The sequence below is a fragment of the Streptomyces sp. NPDC055013 genome, assembly GCF_053608645.1.
This window is the reverse complement of sequence record NZ_JBSGVW010000011.1, coordinates 95,781-114,745: the sequence shown is the minus strand read 5'-3', so window position 1 is coordinate 114,745 and position 18,965 is coordinate 95,781. Positions and strand designations below refer to the sequence as shown.

The window sequence follows — 18,965 nt, the reverse complement described above, 5'->3', positions numbered from 1 at the left end:
CCTTCCGGTGAGGCAGAATCGGCACAGGCCGTTCATACACGGCGGCCAAATGATCACAGAGATCACCGAAGATCCAGCGGTCACAGAGCTCACACCGATTTGAAGGCCCCATGCCCCCCACGCTCGCCTCGCTCCTGCACCACTCCGCGCTCAAGCTGACCGTGCGGGCGGGCGAGGACCGCCTGGACGTGCCCGTGCGCTGGGTGCACGCCAGTGAGCTCGCCGACCCGGTCCCCTATATGGAGGGCGGGGAACTGCTGCTGATCACCGCGCTCAAGCTGGACGCGGAGAACCCCGAGTCGATGCAGCGCTATGTGCGGCGGCTGGCGGGCGCGGGTGTGGTCGGGCTCGGCTTCGCGGTCGGCGTCAACTACGAGGACATCCCCGAGGCGCTCGTCGACGCGGCGGCGCAGGAGGGCATGCCGCTGCTGGAGGTGCCGCGGCGCACGCCCTTCCTCGCCATCAGCAAGGCCGTGTCGGCGGCGATCGCGGCGGACCAGTACCGGGCGGTGACGGCGGGGTTCGCGGCGCAACGGGAGCTGACCAAGCAGGCGTTGAACGCCGGGCCGGAAGGGCTGCTGGCCGCGCTGGCCTCGCAGGTCGACGGCTGGGCGGCGCTGTACGACGCGTCCGGTGCCGTCGTCGCGACCGCGCCGGAGTGGGCCGGGCGGCGGGCGGCACGGCTCACGGCGGACGTGGAGCGGCTGCGGGAGCGGCCGGCGCCGGCGTCGTCCGTCGTGGGCGGGCCGGAGAACGAGGACCGGGTCGAGCTGCACACCCTTGGCACCGGCCGCCGGCCCCGCGCCGCCCTGGCCGTGGGCACCGCGGCGGCACTGGGCACGGCCGAGCGGTACGCCGTCCACTCGGCCATCGCGCTGCTGACCCTGACCACCGAGCGGTCGCGTTCGCTGCAGGCGGCCGAGGCGCGGGTGGGCGCGGCGGTGCTGCGCATGCTGCTCGCCGGGGAGCCGGATCATGCGCGGGCGGTGGCCGGGGACCTGTACGGAGGGCTGCTGGACGCCCCCTTCCGGGTGATCGTCGCCGAGGCCGCCTCGGTGTCGGCGGCACGGGTCGTGGACTCCGGGAGCCGGGTGGCGCTCACCAAGGCGTCCGCCGCGGTGCTGGTCGCCGCCTCCGAGGCGGGCGGCGATCCGCTGGGTGCCCTCACCGAGATCGTGGAGTCGGCGGCGGCCCGGGCCGGGGAAGCGGTGCTGGTGGTGCCCGAGGGGGAGGGGGACACGGCACGGCTGGTGGTGCTCGCGGCGGACGGGGGTGCGGCGGTGGACGCGTGTGCTGACTACGCGGCGGCGTTGGAGGCGGCGCGGACCGGAACCGTCCCAGAGCCGCCGGGGAGTGCCGACGAGGACGAACTGGTCGTCGGGCTCTCGGCGCCGGCCGGACCCATCGCCGCGGCGGCGGCCTACAAGCAGGCCGAGCAGGCGCTGTCGGTGGCCCGGCGGCGGGGGCGGGTGTGCGTGGAGCACGAGCAGATGGCGGCGGGGTCGGTGCTGCCGTTGCTCGCGGACGACGCGGTGAAGGCGTTCGCGGACGGGTTGCTGCGGGCGCTGCACGAGCACGACGCGACGGGGCGGGGGGATCTGGTCGCCTCGCTGCGGGCCTGGCTGTCGCGGCACGGGCAGTGGGACGCGGCGGCCGCGGATCTCGGGGTGCACCGGCACACGCTGCGGTACCGGATGCGGCGGGTGGAGGAGATTCTTGGGCGGTCGCTGGACGACGCGGACGTGCGGATGGAGCTCTGGCTGGCGCTGAAGGCGACGTCGACCGAGTAGGACCGGTCGAGTAGGACCGACAGGGGTCGGACCGAACGGGGTAGGACCGAATGGGAGGGCAGGAAATCCGAGCCGGCGTCGGCCGTGCGGCCCCTGTGCCAATCCGTCGAACGCCGGCCCCTCACCACTACACCCCGGACAAACGCCCCGCCGCCCCCGCGCCCCTACCGTGGACCACGACACACCAGGACACCCCCAATCGCGGAAGGGCCGGGAATTCATATGACTTCCACCCACGCCTTCTGGCTCGCCGGCCGCCAGGTCAGCGGCGAGGACAGCTTCGATGTGACCTCCCCGTGGGACGGGCGGGTCGTCGGCACGGTGAGCGTGCCGACGGACGCGCAGACCGAGGAGGCCGTGGCCGCCGCGTACGCCGTCCGCGAGGACTTCGCCGCGACCCCGGCCCACGTACGTGCCGCCGCCCTCGACCACGTCAGCAGGCGGCTCGTCGAGCGGACCGAGGAGATCGCCCGGCTGATCTCCGCCGAGAACGGCAAGCCCATGAAGTGGGCCCGCGGCGAGGTCGGCCGTGCCGTGTCCGTGTTCCGGTTCGCGGCCGAGGAGGCCCGGCGGTTCAACGGCGGCGAGGCCCAGCGGCTCGACACCGACCTCGGCGGTCAGGGGCGGCTCGCCCTCACCCGGCGCTTCCCCAAGGGTGTCGTCCTCGGCATCGCGCCCTTCAACTTCCCGCTGAACCTGTGCGCCCACAAGATCGCCCCGGCCATCGCCGCCGGCGCGCCGATCATCCTGAAGCCCGCCCCGGCCACCCCGCTGTCCGGTCTGATCATCGGTGAGCTGCTCGCCGAGACCGAGCTTCCGGCCGGCTCCTGGAGCATCCTCCCGGTGCCGAACGACAAGATGCCCGCCCTGGTCCAGGACGAGCGCCTGCCGGTCATCTCCTTCACCGGCTCCGAGACGGTCGGCTACGCGATCATGGACTCGGTGCCGCGCAAGCACTGCACCCTGGAGCTGGGCGGCAACGGCGCGGCGGTCGTGCTCGCCGACTTCGCCTCCGACGCGGACCTCGACTGGGCCGCGACCCGCATCGCCACCTTCTCCAACTACCAGGGCGGCCAGTCCTGCATCTCGGTGCAGCGGGTGATCGCGGACGCGTCCGTCCATGACCGGCTCGTGCCGCGCATCGTCGCCGCCGTCGAGGCCCAGGTCACCGGTGACCCGGGCGACGACGCCACCGACGTCGGCCCGCTGGTCAGCGAGGACGCCGCCAAGCGCGTCGAGACGTGGGTCGAGGAGGCCGTCTCCGCCGGGGCCAGCCTGCTCACCGGAGGCAAGCGCGACGGCGCCTCGTACGCGCCGACCGTCCTCACCGACGTACCGGCCGACGTGACCCTCGCGTGCGAGGAGGTCTTCGGGCCCGTCCTCACCGTGCAGAAGGTCGACGGGGAGGCCGCCGCCTTCGCCGCCGCCAACGCCTCCAAGTACGGCCTGCAGGCAGGTGTGTTCACCCACGACCTGCAGACCGCCTTCCGCGCCCACCGCGCCCTCGAGGTCGGCGGCGTCGTCATCGGCGACGTGCCCTCCTACCGGGCCGACCAGATGCCGTACGGCGGCGCCAAGCAGTCCGGTGTGGGCCGTGAGGGCGTGAAGTTCGCGATGGACGACTACACCTACGAGCGCGTGATGGTCCTCACCGGCATCGCTCTCTGAGTCACTCAAAAGGCTAGCTAATGGGAACCATTTTCATATAAGGTTTCCGAAGGGCCCGGCACCGATGCCTTCCGGTGCCGGGCCCCTTCCTGCGTCGGCCGGTTCCGGACCCTCAGCCGGAGAAGCCGACGTGCGCGAGCCGCAGGGGGCCGCGCAGTTCGAGGTGGACGTCGTGAACGCCGTCGGCGGTGATGCCGGCGCTCACCGTCGAGTAGTCGTACGGGCTCGCATCCGGCGTCCGGGACGTCAGTACGGCGAGCACCGGGCCCCCGTTCAGCGACACCTCGACCACTCCGTCGCCGGAGACCGTCGCCGTCACCTGCGTGACGCCGGCCCCGAAGTCGCAGTGCCGGTAGACCAGTTCGCCCGACTCGCCCTGCGCCGGCGTCACCGCGTCGCCCGACGCCTTCGTGCGGTCGACGATTGCGATACCGCTCTGCTCGTCGAAGTCGGCCGGGTTCAGGCCGCGTCGGAGGACCGGGCGCGGGGCGGGTTTCTCGCCGTCCAGGACCACGGTCGTACGCAGGCGGATGTCCTCGCTGGAAGCGCCGGCCAGGATCTCGTACGGGCCCGGCTCACGGCGCCATCCACTCCGCGCGACGTCCCAGAAGTCGAAGGCGGACAACGGGACTTCGAAGCCCAGCTCCTGCCGCTCGCCGGGAGCCAGCCGCACCCGGCTGTGCGCCACCAGCTCGCGGCGCGGGCGCGGCACCGTCGGCTCCACGGCACGGGTGTAGAGCTGGGCGACCTCGTCGGCCGTCACGTCGCCGGTGTTGGTGACCGTGAAGGTGACCGCCACCGCGTCGCCGTCCACCGCCGTCCGCAGGTCGGCGTACGAGAAGCTCGCGTACGACAGGCCGTGGCCGAATGGGAACAGCGGGGTGCCTTCGAAGTACAGGTAGGTCTGGCGGCCGCCGATCACGTCGTAGTCGAGAAGGCCGGGCAGGTCGGCGTCGGCGGCGTACCAGGTCTGCGGGAGGCGGCCCGCGGGGGAGACGTCGCCGGCCAGGACCCGGGCCAGGGCGGTGCCGGCCGCCTGGCCGCCGTGGGACGTCCAGAGCATCGCCGGGATCGCGGCCGGGTCGACCGCGTACGGGTACGCCGACACCAGTGCCAGCACCGTGTTCGGGTTGGCGGCAAGGGCGGCCCGCAGGAGGCGCTCCTGCTGGGCGGGGAGGGCCAGTGTCGTGCGGTCCTCGGTCTCGCGGCCGTTGATGTGCGGGTCGTTGCCGGCGACCACCAGGACCACGTCCGCCTGCGAGATCACACGCGTCACGGCGGCGTCGCCGGATTCGATGACGATGAGCTCGAAGGCTTCCGGATTCGCTGCGGCAACCCTGACGCCGTCGGCGGCGACTGAGACGTGGTGACCCGTGCCGAGATGCCGGAGGAGGTGTCCGTTCGCATGCGTTTCCAGGCGGAACGTCTCCTGGACGACCCAGCCCCCGGGCTGGTCGGCGGAGGCGCGGAGGTAACCGTCCTCGGCGACGGAGAGGTAGCGGCCGTCGGGGGCGCGCAGCGTCAGCACGCCCTCGCCCCAGTCGACGAGCGCGAGTTCGGTGCCGGTCGGGCCGCAGGTCAGCGGGGGCAGGTCGGTACGGCCGGCGAGCAGGGCCGGGTCGAGGGCGCCCTCGGCGCCGCGCACCTCGTCGGCGGCGGCGGCCTCGGGGACGCGCAGGAAGGTTCCGGCCGAGGTCTTCAGCAGGACGCGGTCGACGCCCTCCGCGAACTCCACCCGCTCCGCGCCGAACCGCTCGTACAGGCCCTCCAGCGGGGTGGAGCGGTGGATGAGCGTGCCGCTGTACCAGTCGAGCTTGCACTCGTCGGCGAGCAGGCCGACCACCGCGAGCCGGGTGTCGGGCGCGAGCGGCAGCAGGCCATCGCTGTTCTTGAGCAGCACGACCGCCTGCTCCGCGGCCTCCTGGGCCAGGGCACGGTGGGCCGGGGTGTCGAAGTCCCTGGTGAGCGCGTGCGGGTCGTACTCCGGGTCGAACTCGCCGAGGCGGAAGCGGACCGAGAGCTGGCGGCGGACCGCTGTGTCGAGGTCCGCCTCGGTCAGCAGGCCCTGGTCCAGGGCCCCGCGGACCCGCGCGGTGATTCTCGCGCTGTCGGTGCCGTGGTCGGTGAAGCTGTCGACGCCGGCGAGGATCGCGGCCGCCGTGGCCTCCTCGTGGGTGTCGAAGTAGTGCTCGGAGTCGACCAGGTTGGAGGGCGCGCCGGCGTCCGAGCAGACCAGGAGGTCCTCGTCGGTCCAGGTGCGCAGGTGCTCGCGCAGATACGGCGAGACGTGGTTGGGGCGGCCGTTGACCAGGTTGTAGGCCGGCATCACCCCGGCTGTCGCACCCGCCTCGACCGTCTCGCGGAAGGCGCGCAGGTCGTACTCGTTGAGGACGCGCGGGCGCACCGACGAGGACGTGACGTCGCGGCCCGTCTCGTTGTTGTGGGCCAGCCAGTGCTTGAGGACCGGCGCGGTGCGCCAGTACGTCGGATGGTCGCCGCGCAGGCCGCGGGTGTACGCGGTGGCGATGGCCGAGGTGAGCATCGGGTCCTCGGAGTAGCCCTCCTCGTTCCGGCCCCACAGGGGGTGGCGCAGCAGGTTGACGGTGGGGGACCAGACGTTCAGGCCCACGCGGTCGTCGCGGGCCCGCATCGCGCGGGTCTCCTTGGAGACGGCCTCGCCGACCCGGCGCACGAGATCGGTGTTCCAGGTCGCGCCGAGGCCGACCGCCTGGGGGAAGACGGTGGCCGGGCCCATCCACGCCACGCCGTGCAGGGCCTCCTGCCCGGTGCGGAACGCCGCGATGCCGAGCCGCTCGACGGCCGGCGTGAACTGGTGCAGAAATCCGATCTTTTCGTCGAGGGTGAGCCGCGACAGGAGGTCGTCGATGCGCTTCGCGAACGGCATTCGCCGATCACGGAAAGGTGGCGTAGGCGGCGTTTGTGCGGTCACGTGGGGTTCCCCTTGCGATGGAGCGGCCAGACGCTTTCGAAGCGCTTCGATGCTCATTCGGCTCGGGGGTGAGTGTCAAGACATCGACACCGCTGGTTCAAGCAATGCATAAGGAAAGGTCCCTCCCGGCACCTAGGAGGAAACTTGGGAGCGACCCTTGTGCACCCATGGGTGTTCACTTAACCTCGCAGCAACATCGAAGCGCTTCGACGACGGATCTCATCGGATCTCTCGGATCTCGTCGCAATGGTCGGAGGACCGCTTCAGCTCAGCCAGTTCCACTTACGACACCGCAGCCGACGGCCCACCGCCGGGTGTCCAGGTGCGCCATGAAGGGTTGACGCAATGACGCCGAACGCCGACTCAGCCTCCTCCGGACCCAGCCGGAGAAGCTTCCTCGCCTCCACGGCGGTCGCCACCGCAGCGGTGGCCGGTGGGATGCCGCTGCTCGCCGCCTGCGGGGGTTCGGACAGCGGCTCGCGCGAGGGGACCACGTCGGGCAAGGACGCCAGGAAGATCCTGCCGGCGTACGTGGCCGGCAACGTGGTGACGCCGGACATCCCCGCGAAGAACGGCTCCGCGGTCGGCTTCACCAGCAAGGTGGACCTGGCCACCCTGAAGACCTCGGTGCCGAAGAAGCTCGGCAAGGGCGGCCAGGTCACCATCATGTCGCCGTTCTGGGGCTCGCCGCCGAAGGGCGACAACGCCTACTACACGGCGATGAACGACCTGACCGGCGTCGACGTCCGCTGGCAGAACCAGGACGGCAACACCTACGACCAGAAGCTGGGCGCGGTGCTCGCCTCCGGCGACGTCCCCGACGTGGTGGTCATACCCGGCTGGAACATGGGCGGGAAGATACCCAGCGCCATCATCGGCAAGTTCGCCGACCTCGGACCCCACCTGTCGGGCGACGCGGTCAAGGAGTACCCGAACCTCGCCGCGATCCCGACGGACGCGTGGCAGCGGTCCATCTTCGGCGGCAAGCTGCGCGGTCTGCCCATGCCGGCGTCGTACGTCGTCAACATCGTGCCCTTCTACCGCAAGGACATCTTCGACAAGGAGGGGTACGAGATCCCCACCTCCGGCGACGAGTTCATGGCGCTGGCCAAGGACATCACCAACGCCAAGGCCAAGCGGTGGGCGTGCGGCGACATGAAGTGGACCGCCTTCAACGCCTTCGGGGTGCTGTCCGGCAGCGAGAAGGCGCTCGGCTGGAACCTCGTCGACGGCAAGCTGGTCTACCGCGCGGAGACCGAGGAGTACCTCGAGGCCCTGGAGTGGACCCGCAAGCTGTTCGCCGCCGGGGTCGTCCACCCCGACTTCAAGCTCGGCAAGAGCCAGGCCGTCGACCCCAGCACCAAGTTCGCCGCGGGCGAGTTCCTGATCTACAACAACGACATCTCCAGCTGGTGGGGGCAGCAGGCCGTTCAGGCGGCCCAGAACCCCGACTTCGAGATCTGGGGCATGGACGTCTTCGGCCACGCCGGCGGCGCCCCGACGCTCTACGCCACGAACCCGGCCAACATCTTCGCCTTCGTCAGCAAGAACGCCTCCGAGGCCGTCGTCCGCGATGTCCTCGCGGTCGCCAACGTGACCGCGGCGCCGTACGGCACGAAGGAGTACATGCTCACCAACTACGGGGTCGAGGGCACCCACTTCACGGTGAAGGACGGCGTGCCGACCAAGAACGACAAGGGCAACATCGAGGTCGTCAACGCCTACGTCATGGTCGCCAGTCCGGCCCCCACCATCGCCCGCCCCGACTTCCCGGACATCGGCAAGGGCGCGGTCGAGTGGCAGCAGCGGATGGGCGCCGTCACCAGGAAGACGCCGTTCTACGGCATGCAGATCACCGAGCCGACCCGCTACACCAACCTCTCCAACGACTTCGAGCAGCTCGAGGACGACGTCGTGCGCGGCCGCAAGAAGATCAGCGACGTACAGCAGGCCGTCTCCGACTGGAAGAGCAAGGGCGGCGACAAGCTGCGCGACTGGTACCGGAAGATCCTCGACGAGAACGGCAGCGCGGCCAACTGATCCGGGGTTCGAGGCAAGGAGACGGCCGTGTCCCACAGCACGGTGCCTCGCAGCAGTGCCGAGGCGAAGAGTAAGACCCCGAGCGAGGAGACCCCGGCGGCGTCCGGCGGCGCCACCGGCCCCGCCGGACGGACCGGGAAGTCACCCTCGGGGAAGCTGAGCTTCAGGGTCCGGTTCAGACGTGACCGCCTGCTGCTCCTGATGACGCTGCCGGCCGTCGTGCTGGTGCTGCTGTTCAACTACGTCCCGATCCTCGGCAACGTCGTCGCGTTCCAGGAGTACGACCCGTACATCAGCGACAACGGCGTCGTCTCCATCCTGAACAGCCCCTTCGTGGGCATGGAGAACTTCCACCGGATCTTCGAGGACTCGGCCTTCTGGAACGCCGTCCAGAACACGCTGATCCTCTTCTTCCTCCAGCTCGTGCTGTTCTTCCCGATCCCGATCCTGCTCGCCCTGCTCATCAACAGCGTGGTCAGGCCCCGGATCCGGGCGGTCTCGCAGGCGATCCTCTACCTGCCGCACTTCTTCTCCTGGGTGCTGGTCGTCGCCGTCTTCCAGCAACTGTTCGGCGGCGCCGGGATCTTCTCCCAACTGCTGCGACAGCACGGGTACGACGGCCTCGACTTCATGACCGACCCGAACACCTTCCCGCTGCTGATCACCGCGCAGAGCGTATGGAAGGACGCCGGCTGGGGGATCATCGTCTTCCTCGCCGCGCTCGCCTCGGTCAGCCCGGACCTGTACGAGGCCGCCGCGATGGACGGCGCCGGGCGTCTGCGCCGTATGTGGCACGTCACGCTGCCCGCGCTGCGGCCCGTGATCGCCCTGCTGCTGGTGCTGCGCGTCGGTGACGCGCTGACGGTCGGGTTCGAACAGATCCTGCTGCAACGCGACATGGTGGGGCCGGGCGCAGCTGAGGTCCTCGACACCTTCGTGTGGTGGAACGGCGTGCGCAACCAGGACTTCGGCTACGCGGCCGCCGCAGGCCTCATCAAGGGCGTCGTCAGCCTCGGACTGGTCCTCGCCGCGAACAAGGTGGCCCATCTCATGGGCGAGCAGGGGGTGTACAAGAAGTGAGCGCCGTGATCGACGAGCCCGCGCGGCTCGACCAGCAGCCTCACGCGCCCCGCTGGTGGGAGGCGCCGCCTCGGCCCACCTGGGAGGAGGAGCCCACCAGGGCCGGCCTCGCGGGCAAGGGCCTCGCCCTGACGCTGGCCTGCCTCGGGATCCTCTTCCCGCTGTGGATCGTGGTCGTCACCAGTCTCTCCTCGCGCAGGACGATCGACGAGGCGGGCGGGCTGGTGATGGTGCCGAAGGACATCACCTTCATCGCCTACAAGGAACTGCTCAGCGGCGGCCAGGTCACCCGCGCGGCGATCATCAGCGTCCTCGTCACCCTCGTCGGCACGCTGTTCTCGATGGCCGTGTCCGTGCTGTGCGCGTACGGGCTGTCCCGCAGCGGGTCGCTCGGGCACCGGTGGATCCTGATGACGCTGCTGGCGACGATGTTCTTCAGCGCCGGGCTCATCCCGACGTATCTGCTGGTGCAGACCCTCGGGCTGACGGACTCCTATCTGGCGCTGATCCTGCCGAGCGCGGTGAGCGTGTTCAACATCCTCGTGCTGCGCGGGTTCTTCACGGGGATCTCGCAGGAGCTCGTCGACAGTGCGCGCATCGACGGCGCCGGTGACTTCCGGATTCTGTGGCAGATCGTCATGCCGTTGTCGCGGGCCGTCATCGCGGTGATCACGTTGTTCTACGCGGTCGGGTACTGGAGCGCCTGGTTCAACGCGTCGCTGTACTTGAACGACCAGGACATGATGCCGCTGCAGAACGTCATGATCCAGCTGGTCCAGAAGCAGGAAGCGCCGGTCGGACTCGGGCAGGCCATCAAGACGGGGCAACTGTCGGGGCTGGCCGTGCAGATGGCGGTCATGGTGATGGCTCTGCTGCCGGTTGCCGTGCTGTCTCCCTTCGTCCAGCGGCATTTCAAGAAGGGCATGCTGACGGGCGCGGTGAAGGGCTGACCGACGCGCGCACATCGAAACAGTCCCGCGCCCCTTGAGGTCTCTCCCGTCCCCACGTTGTGAACGAGGTATGTCCATGCGTGCATCCCGCCCGTCCAGACGAACCGTCCTCACCGGGACCGCGGCAGCCGCCGCGCTCACCACCCTTGCGTCCCTCGCGGGGCAGGCGTCCGCCGCCGAGCGCGCTGCCGGCCAGGCGTACCGCTGGCGCAACGCCGTCATGGGCGGCACCGGCTTCGTCACCGGCGTTCTCTTCCACCCCGCCGTCCGCGGCCTCGCCTACGCCCGCACCGACATCGGCGGTGCCTACCGCTGGGACGACCGCGCCGCCCGCTGGACCCCACTGACCGACCATCTCGGCTGGGACGACTGGAACCTCCTCGGCGTCGAGGCCATCGCCGTCGACCCCGCCCACCCCGACCGGCTCTATCTCGCCCTCGGCACCTACGCCCAGTCCTGGGCCTCCAACGGCGCCGTCCTGCGCTCCGACGACCGCGGCCTCACCTGGACCCGCGCCGACCTCACCGTGAAGCTCGGCGCAAACGAGGACGGGCGGGGCACGGGGGAGCGGCTGCTCGTCGACCCGCGGGACAGTGACACCCTGTGGCTGGGCACCCGGCACGACGGACTGCTCAAGTCCACCGACCGGGGCGCCACCTGGGCGGCCGTCACCGGATTCCCCTCTTCCCCGAGCGCCACCGGACAGGGCGTCACCCTCCTCGTCGCCGCCGGTCGCACCCTCTACGCCGGGTGGGGCGACGGCGACGGCACGGCGGCCACCAGGAACCTGTACCGGACCACCGACGGCACCAGCTGGGAGGCCGTCCCCGGTCAGCCCGCCGGCACCGCCGCGAAGGTCCCGATCCGCGCAGCGTACGACCGTCACGGCCACGAGCTGTACGTGACGTACGCCAACGCGCCCGGCCCCAACGGCCAGTCCGACGGCAGTGTGCACAGGCTGCGGACGACGGACGGGACGTGGACCGAGGTCACGCCGGTGAAGCCCGGCGGCACCGACACCTTCGGCTACGGCGGCATCGCCGTCGACGCACGCCGACCCGGCACGATCGTGGTCTCCACCAACAACCGCTGGGCCGACATCGACACCGTGTACCGGACCACCGACGGCGGTCGCGCCTGGACGTCGTTGAAGGACACGGCCGTCATCGACGTCACCGAGACGCCGTACCTCAAGTGGGGTGCCGAACAGCCCAAGTTCGGCTGGTGGATTCAGGCGGTCGCGCTGGACCCGTACGACTCCCGGCATCTCGTGTACGGCACCGGCGCGACCCTCTACGGCACGCGCGACCTGGAGCACTGGGCCCCGCGGATCCGGGGCCTGGAGGAGACGTCCGTCCGGCAGCTGATCTCGCCGCCGGCCGGAAGGGCACACCTGATCAGCGGCAACGGGGACATCGGTGTGATGTACCACGAGTCGCTCACGGCCTCCCCGTCGCGGGGCATGGCCGCCAATCCCGTGTTCGGCACCTCCACCGGGCTCGCGCAGGCCACGGCCAGGCCGTCGTACGTGGTCCGTTCCGGCTGGGGCGACCACGGCAACGGCGCCCACTCGAACGACGGCGGGCAGACCTGGGCGCCCTTCGCGACACAGCCCGCCATCGCCAAGGACGCGCCGGGACCGATCGCCACCAACGCCGACGGCAGCGTGCTGGTGTGGTCCTTCGTGCACTGGGACGGCACCCCCTACCCGGCCCGGCGCTCCGCCGACAACGGCGTCACCTGGGCCGAGGTCACCTCCTTCCCGAAGGGGGCCACCCCGGTCGCGGACCCCGTCGACCCGAGCGCCTTCTACGCCTTCGACACCGCCACCGGCACGCTCCACGCCAGCACCGACGGCGGTGTGACCTTCACCGCGCGGGCCGGCGGGCTGAACTCCGGTGACAAGGAGTTCCAGCTGGCCGTGGCGCCCGGCCGGTCCGGTGACCTGTGGCTGAGCCTCAAGTGGAACGGCCTGTACCGCTCCGTCGACGGCGGCGCGACCTTCACCAAGGTCGGCAGCTGCTGGGCCTCGTACACCCTCGGCTTCGGCAAGGCCGCCCAGGGTGCCCCCTACCCGGCGGTCTACATGGTCGGCTCCACCGAGAGCACCACCGCCGTGTACCGCTCCGACGACGAGGCGAGGACCTGGGTGCGGATCAACGACGACCGGCACCAATGGGGCTGGATCGGCGCGGCCGTCACCGGCGACCCACGCGTCCACGGCCGGGTCTACCTCGCCACCAACGGACGGGGCGTCCAGTACGGGGAGCCCGTCTGATGCCCGGCATGAGCGACGCCACCCGCGGAAGCATGCTCTTCGGCGGCGACTACAACCCCGAGCAGTGGCCCGAGGAGACCTGGGACGAGGACGTACGCCTGATGAAGGAGGCCGGGGTCACCTCGGTCACCCTCGGCGTGTTCTCCTGGGCCAGACTCGAACCACGCCCAGGGGCACGGGAGTTCGGCTGGCTGGACCGGCTGATGGACCTGATGCACGACAACGGCATCGGCGTAGTCCTTGCCACCCCCACCTCCTCGCCCCCGCCCTGGATGGGCCGGCAGCACCCCGAGACCCTGCCGCGCGACGAGGACGGCCGGACCGAGTGGTGGGGCTCCCGCCAGCACTTCTCCCACTCCAGCGCGACGTACCGCCGCTACGCCGCCGCCATCACCGAGGACCTCGCCGCCCGCTACGCCGGTCACCCGGCCCTGCGGATGTGGCACATCAACAACGAGTACTGCACCTACGACTGGGGCGCCGAGGCCGAGGCCGCCTTCCGCCGCTGGCTCCAGGACAGGTACGGCACGCTCGACGCCCTCAACGAGGCCTGGGGCACCGCCTTCTGGAGCCAGGGATACGGCGACTGGTACGAGGTCCTGCCGCCGCGCCGCGCGCACTACATGAAGAACCCCACGCAGGTTCTCGACTTCCGGCGGTTCACGTCCGACGCGCTGCTGGAGTGCTACCTCGCCGAGCGTGACATCGTCGCCCGGCACAGCCCGGACATCCCGGTGACGACCAACTTCATGCCGTTCTGGCAGGGGCAGGACGCCTGGCGGTGGGCCGAGCGGGAGGACGTCGTCTCGGTCGACATCTACCCGGATCCGCGCGATCCGTCCGGCGGGCAGTACGGCGCCCTCATCCATGACATGACCCGCTCGCAGGCCCGCGGCGGCCCCTGGATGGTCATGGAGCAGGCGGCCGGTCCGGTCAACTGGCGCGGGGTCAACCACCCCAAGCCCGCCGGCCTCAACCGCCTGTGGTCCCTCCAGGCCGTGGCCCGCGGCGCCGACGCCGTCTGCTACTTCCAGTGGCGGCAGTCCCGGCAGGGCTCGGAGAAGTTCCACTCGGGGATGGTCAGCCACGCGGGCGAGCACGGCCGTACGTACCGGGAGGTCAAGCGGATCGGCGCCGAACTGGCGCTGCTGAGCGGGAAGGTGGCCGGCACCCGGGTCGGGGCCGCCGAGGTCGCCGTACTCCTCGACTGGAACGCCTGGTGGGCAAGCGGGCAGGACGGCCGGCTGTCCTGCGAGGTCGACTACCCGCAGATCGTCCGCGCCTGGCACCGCGCCCTCTGGGAGGCGCACACCGTCGCGGACTTCGCCCACCCCGAGCACGACCTGTCCGCCTACAAGCTGGTCGTCGTCCCCCAGCTGTACCTGATGACGGACGCCGCCATCGACCGCCTCGTGGCCTATGTCGAGACCGGCGGCACCCTCGTCGCCGGCTTCCAGACCGGCGTCGCCGACGAGGACGACCGCGTCCGCCCCGGCGGCATGGACGTACGGCTGCGCGACCTGTTCGGCATCCGCACGCTGCACGAATGGTGGCCGCTCGACGCGGGAGAGAGGGCCGACGCCGAAGGCTTCCACGGCACCCTGTGGTCCGAGGAGATCGAGGCGGCGGACGACGTGGACGCCGTGACGCCCTACAAGGGCGGCGAGCTGGACGGACTGCCCGCCGTCCTGCGCAAGGGGCGTGCCTGGTACGTCTCCACCCTCCCCGAGCCGCACGCGCTGCGCACACTGCTGGCCGACATCGCGACGGGGGCCGATGTCCGACCCACTCTCGCGGGGCTTCCGGCGGGAGTGGAGGCGGTCCGGCGGGGCGGGCTGCTGTTCCTTCTGAACCACGGGCGCGACGCGGTCACCGTGCCCGTGCCCGGCCGCCACCTCGACCTGCTGACCGGCGCGGACGTCACCGACTCGGTGGAGCTGGGGCGGTACGGGGCCGCCGTGCTGGAGGCCGCCCCATGAGCGAACCGGTGCACGGCACCTGGGATCCCGCCCCCGCCACCCCCTGGGAGGACGCCTACCTGAGCGGGAACGGCCGACACGGCGCCATGGTGTTCGGTGATCCGAACGCCGACCGGGTCATCGTCAACCACCACACCCTGGTCCGCCCCAACGGGGCCGAACACGCCCGTCCGCCCGCCCTCGCCGCCGAACTCCCGCACCTCCAGGACCGGCTGCTCGCCGGGGACGTCACCGCGGCCGAGCACTTCACCGACGGGCGCGGGCTGCAGTGGGTGCAACCCTTCCACCCCGCCTTCCAGCTACGGCTGCGCCGCCCGGCCGTCGAGGAGCGCGGCGACTACCGCCGCGGGGTCGACTTCACCACCGGCGTCTGCACGGCCGGGCGCGGCGGCTGGCGGAGCCAGGTCTTCGTCTCCCGCGCCGACGACGTCATCGTCCAGTACGTCACCGAAGCCGGTCTCACGCTCGACGTCACCCTGGATCACCAACTTCCGGGCGTCCCCTACGGCTTGGCGGTCGGACACAGTGCCATCCTCACCCCCGAGGGCGCGCTCCTCACCCTGCGCGCCCGTTACCCCGGAAGCGACCGCGCGTACACGGGCGTCACCCTCGCCGTGGTGACGGGCGGCAGCACCCGCACCTCGCTGCCGGGCCTGCGCATCCACAACGCCCGCTCGCTGCTGCTCCTCACCCGCGTCCGGCGCCACACCGGCGAGCTGGACGCCCTCGCCGCGGCCCATGCCCTGCGCGCCCTGCTGCCCGACGGCGACGAGGACCCGTACGACCGCCTCCTCGGCCGCCACACCGACCTGCACCGCCCCGCCTACCTCCGCGTCGGCCTCGACCTCGGCGCCGACGCGGCCGAACGGGCCCTGCCCGGCTCGGACCTGGTGGGCCGCCCGAAGAGCCCCGCCCTCCTGGAACGCCTCTTCGCGGCCGGCCGCTACCACCTCCTCTCCGCCTCCGGAGTTCTGCCGCCCCGGCTGACCGGCCTGTGGACCGGCGACTGGAACACGGCCTGGTCGGGCGCGTTCACCACCGACGCCAACCTCAACCTCCAGACCGCGTCGGCCGCCGCGGCAGCGCTCCCGGAGGTGACCGAGGCCCATGCCTCCCTGGTCCACGGCCAGTTGGACCACTGGCGGGACAACGCCCGCGCGATCTTCGGTACCCGCGGCGTCGTGGCTCCCGCCCACACCGACGGCGAGTCCGGGCACATCTACCACTTCAGCCGCGAGTACCCCCTGCACCTGTGGACCGCTGGCGCCGACTGGCTGCTCAAGCCGCTCGTCGACCACGACCAGACCCGCGGCGAGCACGACCCGCGCACGGCCGCCGCCCTCGCCGAAGCCGCCCGGTTCTACGAGGACTTCCTCACCCGCACCGACAGCGACGGTCACGTGATCGTCGTCCCCTCCTACTCACCGGAGAACCGCCCGGCGAACGCGAGCTGGGGCACCCTCAACGCCGCGATGGATCTCTCGGCCGCCCGCCACGCCCTGCTGACGGCGGCCGACTACCACTGCGGCACCCCGGATGCCGACCGCTGGCGCGCCCTCGCCGACCGTCTCCCGCCGCACCGGGTCAACACCGACGGAGCCCTCGCCGAATGGGCCCGGCCGGGCCTCGAGGACACGTACGACCACCGCCACCTCAGCCACCTCTACGGCGTCTGGCCGCTCGACGAGATCACCCCGTACGACACCCCGGCCCTCGCGACGGCCGCCCACCGCGCCCTCGAACTGCGCGGCGCCGAGAACGACTCCGCGCACGGCCATCTCCACCATGCCCTCGTCGCGGCCCGGCTCCGGGACGGCGAGCGGGTCGCCCACGCCCTCGACCAGGTCCTGGGCGGCGACTTCTTCCACGCCTCCCTGATGAGCGCCCACTACCCGAATCGCGACGTCTACAACGCGGACGCCGCGCACACCCTGCCCGCCGTACTGATCGAGATGCTCGTGCAGTCGACCCCGCACCGGCTGGTCCTGCTGCCGGCTCTGCCGGCCGGCCTCCCCGAGGGGCGAGTGCGGGGCGTACGCACGCGGTTCGGTGCGGAGGTCGACCTGGCCTGGACGCCCGAGGGAGCCACCGCGGTCCTGAAGCCGTCCCGCACCGTCCGTATCGAACTCCGGACTTCCTCCGGCAACGGCGACGCAGCACCGCTCGAGCTCGTCGCCGGAGAAGACCACGTCATCGGCCTCGGGGCGTGGTAACCCCGCAACTCCCCCCACCCATGGAAAGGGACACCATGGCAAAGACCGCACTGCGCAAGATCACCATGGCCGTGCTGGCCCCGGCGATGGCCCTCGGCGCCACCGTCGGGCTCGCCTCCGCCCCCGCCTCGGCCGCCGTCTGGAACTCCTGCGACCAGTGGGGCAACACCAGCCTGAACGGCTACACGCTCTACAACAACATCTGGGGCTCCGGCGCCGGAAGCCAGTGCATCTGGGCCAACTCCGGCACCAGCTGGGGCGTCTGGGCCAACCACCCCAACACCGGCGGCATCAAGTCCTACCCCAACTCCAAGAAGGTGATCAACAAGACGATCGCCTCCCTCGGCTCGCTCACCAGCAGCTACAACGTCACGGTCCCGACGTCCGGCGCGTACAACACGTCGTACGACATCTGGGACACCGACTACGACTACGAGATCATGCTCTGGGTCAACCACAACGGCGCCGTCGGCCCGCTCGGCACCTCGCAGGGCAATGTCACGCTCGGCGGTCACACCTGGACCGTCTACAAGGGCAACAACGGCGCGAACGAGGTCTTCTCGTTCCTGCGGACGTCCGACTCCACCTCGGGCAGCGTGGACATCAAGCCGATCCTCAGCTGGATCGCCAACACCAAGGGCTGGATGTCCAGCAGCGAGACCATCGGTGACGTGCAGTTCGGCTACGAGATCACCTCGTCGTCCGGCGGGCTCGACTTCGCCACCAACAACCTGACCGTCAGCAGCAGCTGACCTGCCGGCAGGGCCGGGGCCGGTCCGCGTCGCGCCTCAGGCGCGGTCGACCTCGGCCCGCAGCGCGTTGTAGTCCGCGAAGGCGTCCTCGACCCCGGCGCGGGTCAGACCGTAGCGGGCCAGGTCGTAGCGGTGCGGTCGGGTGCCCTTCGGGCGGGCGACGGCACCGGCCAGCCGGGCGGCCTCGGCGTCGGTCCAGCGGGCGCCGACCGCGTCGTAGAGCTTCGGGACGCCCGTGGCGGGCTCGGCGCCGAGCCAGGAGTACGGGGCGTCCACCACCGTCTCGCGGGGGAGGGCGGCACGGGCCGCGAGGCCGCGTCGCATCGCACGGCTCAGCAGGCCGGACCAGGTGGCGCCGATGCCGTGCAGGTCCAGGGGGCGGGTGCTGACGGCCATGCCGTGCTCGATCAGGCTGCAGAAGGAGGCCACGGCGGTGACCGGATCACGGTGGCACCACACGATCGTGGCGTCCGGGAACACCGTGTGCAGCGCGTCGAGGTTGCCGAGGTGCAGCGGGGACTTGAGGATCCAGCGGCGCCGCGGACGGCCGTACTGCAGGACCTGGAACACCTGCTTGAGGTACCGGTAGTCGTCGGTGAAGTCCCGCGCGCGGTACCACTCCACGTACTCCGGCAGCAGCACCTGCGACAGCGGCATCAGGGCGTGCGGCAGGGCGAAGGTGCACTCCTCCGGGCCCTCGGCGGCCATCGCGTGGATGTCGCGGAAGCGCGGTGCGAACAGGTTGGTTCCCTGGACCATGCGGCGGCCTGCCGTGACCGCCTTCCGGCGCTCGCGGGGCGAGGGCTCCAGGCCGGGGGTGAGGAGTTCCCACAGCAGGGGACCGCGGTGCTCGGGCGAGAGCGACAGCACGGAGTGCGTCACCGTGGTCGCGGTGCGGGGCAGGCCCACGACGAAGACCGGCCTCTCGATCGGTTCCCGCTCGATCTCCGGGTGCCCGGCGATCAGCCCACGCACCCGCGCCCGGTTGGCGAGATGCCGGCGCACGAAGACCTGCGCGGACTGCCAGCCGACCGGCGTGAGGTTCTCTGCCTCGGCCCACCAGCCCAGCAGCAACCGGAAGTCGTCGACGAACTGCCGGTCCCCCTTCGCCTCTCCCGTCTCCACGACGATCCGGTCGAAGATCCGGTCGGGACCGCGACGGGATCCGAAGCCCGCCCGCAGCAGCTGGTTGGCGAGGGTGAGGGCGAGCGGAGGCGAGGACACGCGGTGACTCTATCTCGATGAACTGACCTGCCGGGAAGGCA

The 18,965-nt window shown here is 71.2% G+C and carries 11 protein-coding genes; 9 read left to right on the top strand and 2 right to left on the bottom strand.

Features of this window, described 5'->3' with window-relative positions; translation table 11 throughout:
• Nucleotides 1-110 precede the first annotated feature (110 nt).
• Together ACWGDB_RS16625 and ACWGDB_RS16620 are read left to right on the top strand one after the other, a co-directional pair.
• Nucleotides 111-1,790, top strand: a complete 1,680-nt coding sequence (locus ACWGDB_RS16625) for a PucR family transcriptional regulator (protein ID WP_453823109.1) — start codon at nucleotides 111-113, stop codon at nucleotides 1,788-1,790.
• 222 nt (nucleotides 1,791-2,012) lie between these two features.
• The gene (locus ACWGDB_RS16620) at nucleotides 2,013-3,458 is read left to right on the top strand and encodes an aldehyde dehydrogenase family protein (RefSeq protein WP_453823108.1); all 1,446 of its coding nucleotides are present in this window, start codon (nucleotides 2,013-2,015) and stop codon (nucleotides 3,456-3,458) included.
• A gap of 112 nt (nucleotides 3,459-3,570) precedes the next feature.
• On the opposite strand, the gene ACWGDB_RS16615 is transcribed toward ACWGDB_RS16620, so the two are convergent.
• Nucleotides 3,571-6,408, bottom strand: a complete 2,838-nt coding sequence (locus tag ACWGDB_RS16615; RefSeq protein WP_453823107.1) for a glycoside hydrolase family 3 C-terminal domain-containing protein — start codon at nucleotides 6,406-6,408, stop codon at nucleotides 3,571-3,573.
• Nucleotides 6,409-6,753: 345 nt separating this feature from the next.
• Between ACWGDB_RS16615 and ACWGDB_RS16610 the strand changes: the two genes are divergently transcribed.
• The 7 genes from ACWGDB_RS16610 (at nucleotide 6,754) to ACWGDB_RS16580 (ending at nucleotide 17,700) form a co-directional block, all read left to right on the top strand.
• Nucleotides 6,754-8,448: an extracellular solute-binding protein gene (locus ACWGDB_RS16610; protein ID WP_453823106.1), complete on the top strand. Its 1,695-nt coding sequence runs from the start codon at nucleotides 6,754-6,756 to the stop codon at nucleotides 8,446-8,448.
• A 27-nt stretch (nucleotides 8,449-8,475) separates the two neighbouring features.
• Complete coding sequence (locus tag ACWGDB_RS16605; protein ID WP_453823105.1) at nucleotides 8,476-9,528, top strand: ABC transporter permease; 1,053 nt, start codon at nucleotides 8,476-8,478, stop codon at nucleotides 9,526-9,528.
• A complete protein-coding gene (locus tag ACWGDB_RS16600) occupies nucleotides 9,525-10,478 on the top strand; it encodes a carbohydrate ABC transporter permease (RefSeq protein WP_453823104.1) in 954 nt (317 codons plus the stop codon). Before ACWGDB_RS16605 ends, ACWGDB_RS16600 begins: the two co-directional genes overlap by 4 nt.
• A gap of 76 nt (nucleotides 10,479-10,554) precedes the next feature.
• Nucleotides 10,555-12,756, top strand: a complete 2,202-nt coding sequence (locus ACWGDB_RS16595; RefSeq protein WP_453823103.1) for a WD40/YVTN/BNR-like repeat-containing protein — start codon at nucleotides 10,555-10,557, stop codon at nucleotides 12,754-12,756.
• Nucleotides 12,756-14,735 carry a beta-galactosidase gene (locus tag ACWGDB_RS16590; protein ID WP_453823102.1) on the top strand — a complete coding sequence of 660 codons (1,980 nt, stop codon included), beginning with the start codon at nucleotides 12,756-12,758 and terminating at the stop codon, nucleotides 14,733-14,735. The genes ACWGDB_RS16595 and ACWGDB_RS16590 overlap by 1 nt, the downstream gene beginning before the upstream one ends.
• On the top strand, nucleotides 14,732-16,948 hold the full coding sequence (locus ACWGDB_RS16585; protein WP_453823101.1) for a glycosyl hydrolase family 95 catalytic domain-containing protein: 2,217 nt from the start codon (nucleotides 14,732-14,734) through the stop codon (nucleotides 16,946-16,948). The genes ACWGDB_RS16590 and ACWGDB_RS16585 overlap by 4 nt, the downstream gene beginning before the upstream one ends.
• A 35-nt stretch (nucleotides 16,949-16,983) precedes the next feature.
• Complete coding sequence (locus ACWGDB_RS16580) at nucleotides 16,984-17,700, top strand: glycoside hydrolase family 12 protein (RefSeq protein ID WP_453823100.1); 717 nt, start codon at nucleotides 16,984-16,986, stop codon at nucleotides 17,698-17,700.
• Nucleotides 17,701-17,736: 36 nt separating this feature from the next.
• Here the strand turns inward: ACWGDB_RS16580 and ACWGDB_RS16575 are convergent, their stop codons facing one another.
• Nucleotides 17,737-18,924: a sulfotransferase family protein gene (locus ACWGDB_RS16575; RefSeq protein ID WP_453823099.1), complete on the bottom strand. Its 1,188-nt coding sequence runs from the start codon at nucleotides 18,922-18,924 to the stop codon at nucleotides 17,737-17,739.
• Nucleotides 18,925-18,965 lie beyond the last annotated feature (41 nt).

Coding starts and splice junctions, on each gene's coding strand:
- ACWGDB_RS16625 (WP_453823109.1), top strand. CDS start 111: ATGCCCCCCACGCTCGCCTCGCTCCTGCACCACTCCGCGCTCAAGCTG.
- ACWGDB_RS16620 (WP_453823108.1), top strand. CDS start 2,013: ATGACTTCCACCCACGCCTTCTGGCTCGCCGGCCGCCAGGTCAGCGGC.
- ACWGDB_RS16610 (WP_453823106.1), top strand. CDS start 6,754: ATGACGCCGAACGCCGACTCAGCCTCCTCCGGACCCAGCCGGAGAAGC.
- ACWGDB_RS16595 (WP_453823103.1), top strand. CDS start 10,555: ATGCGTGCATCCCGCCCGTCCAGACGAACCGTCCTCACCGGGACCGCG.
- ACWGDB_RS16590 (WP_453823102.1), top strand. CDS start 12,756: ATGCCCGGCATGAGCGACGCCACCCGCGGAAGCATGCTCTTCGGCGGC.
- ACWGDB_RS16585 (WP_453823101.1), top strand. CDS start 14,732: ATGAGCGAACCGGTGCACGGCACCTGGGATCCCGCCCCCGCCACCCCC.
- ACWGDB_RS16580 (WP_453823100.1), top strand. CDS start 16,984: ATGGCAAAGACCGCACTGCGCAAGATCACCATGGCCGTGCTGGCCCCG.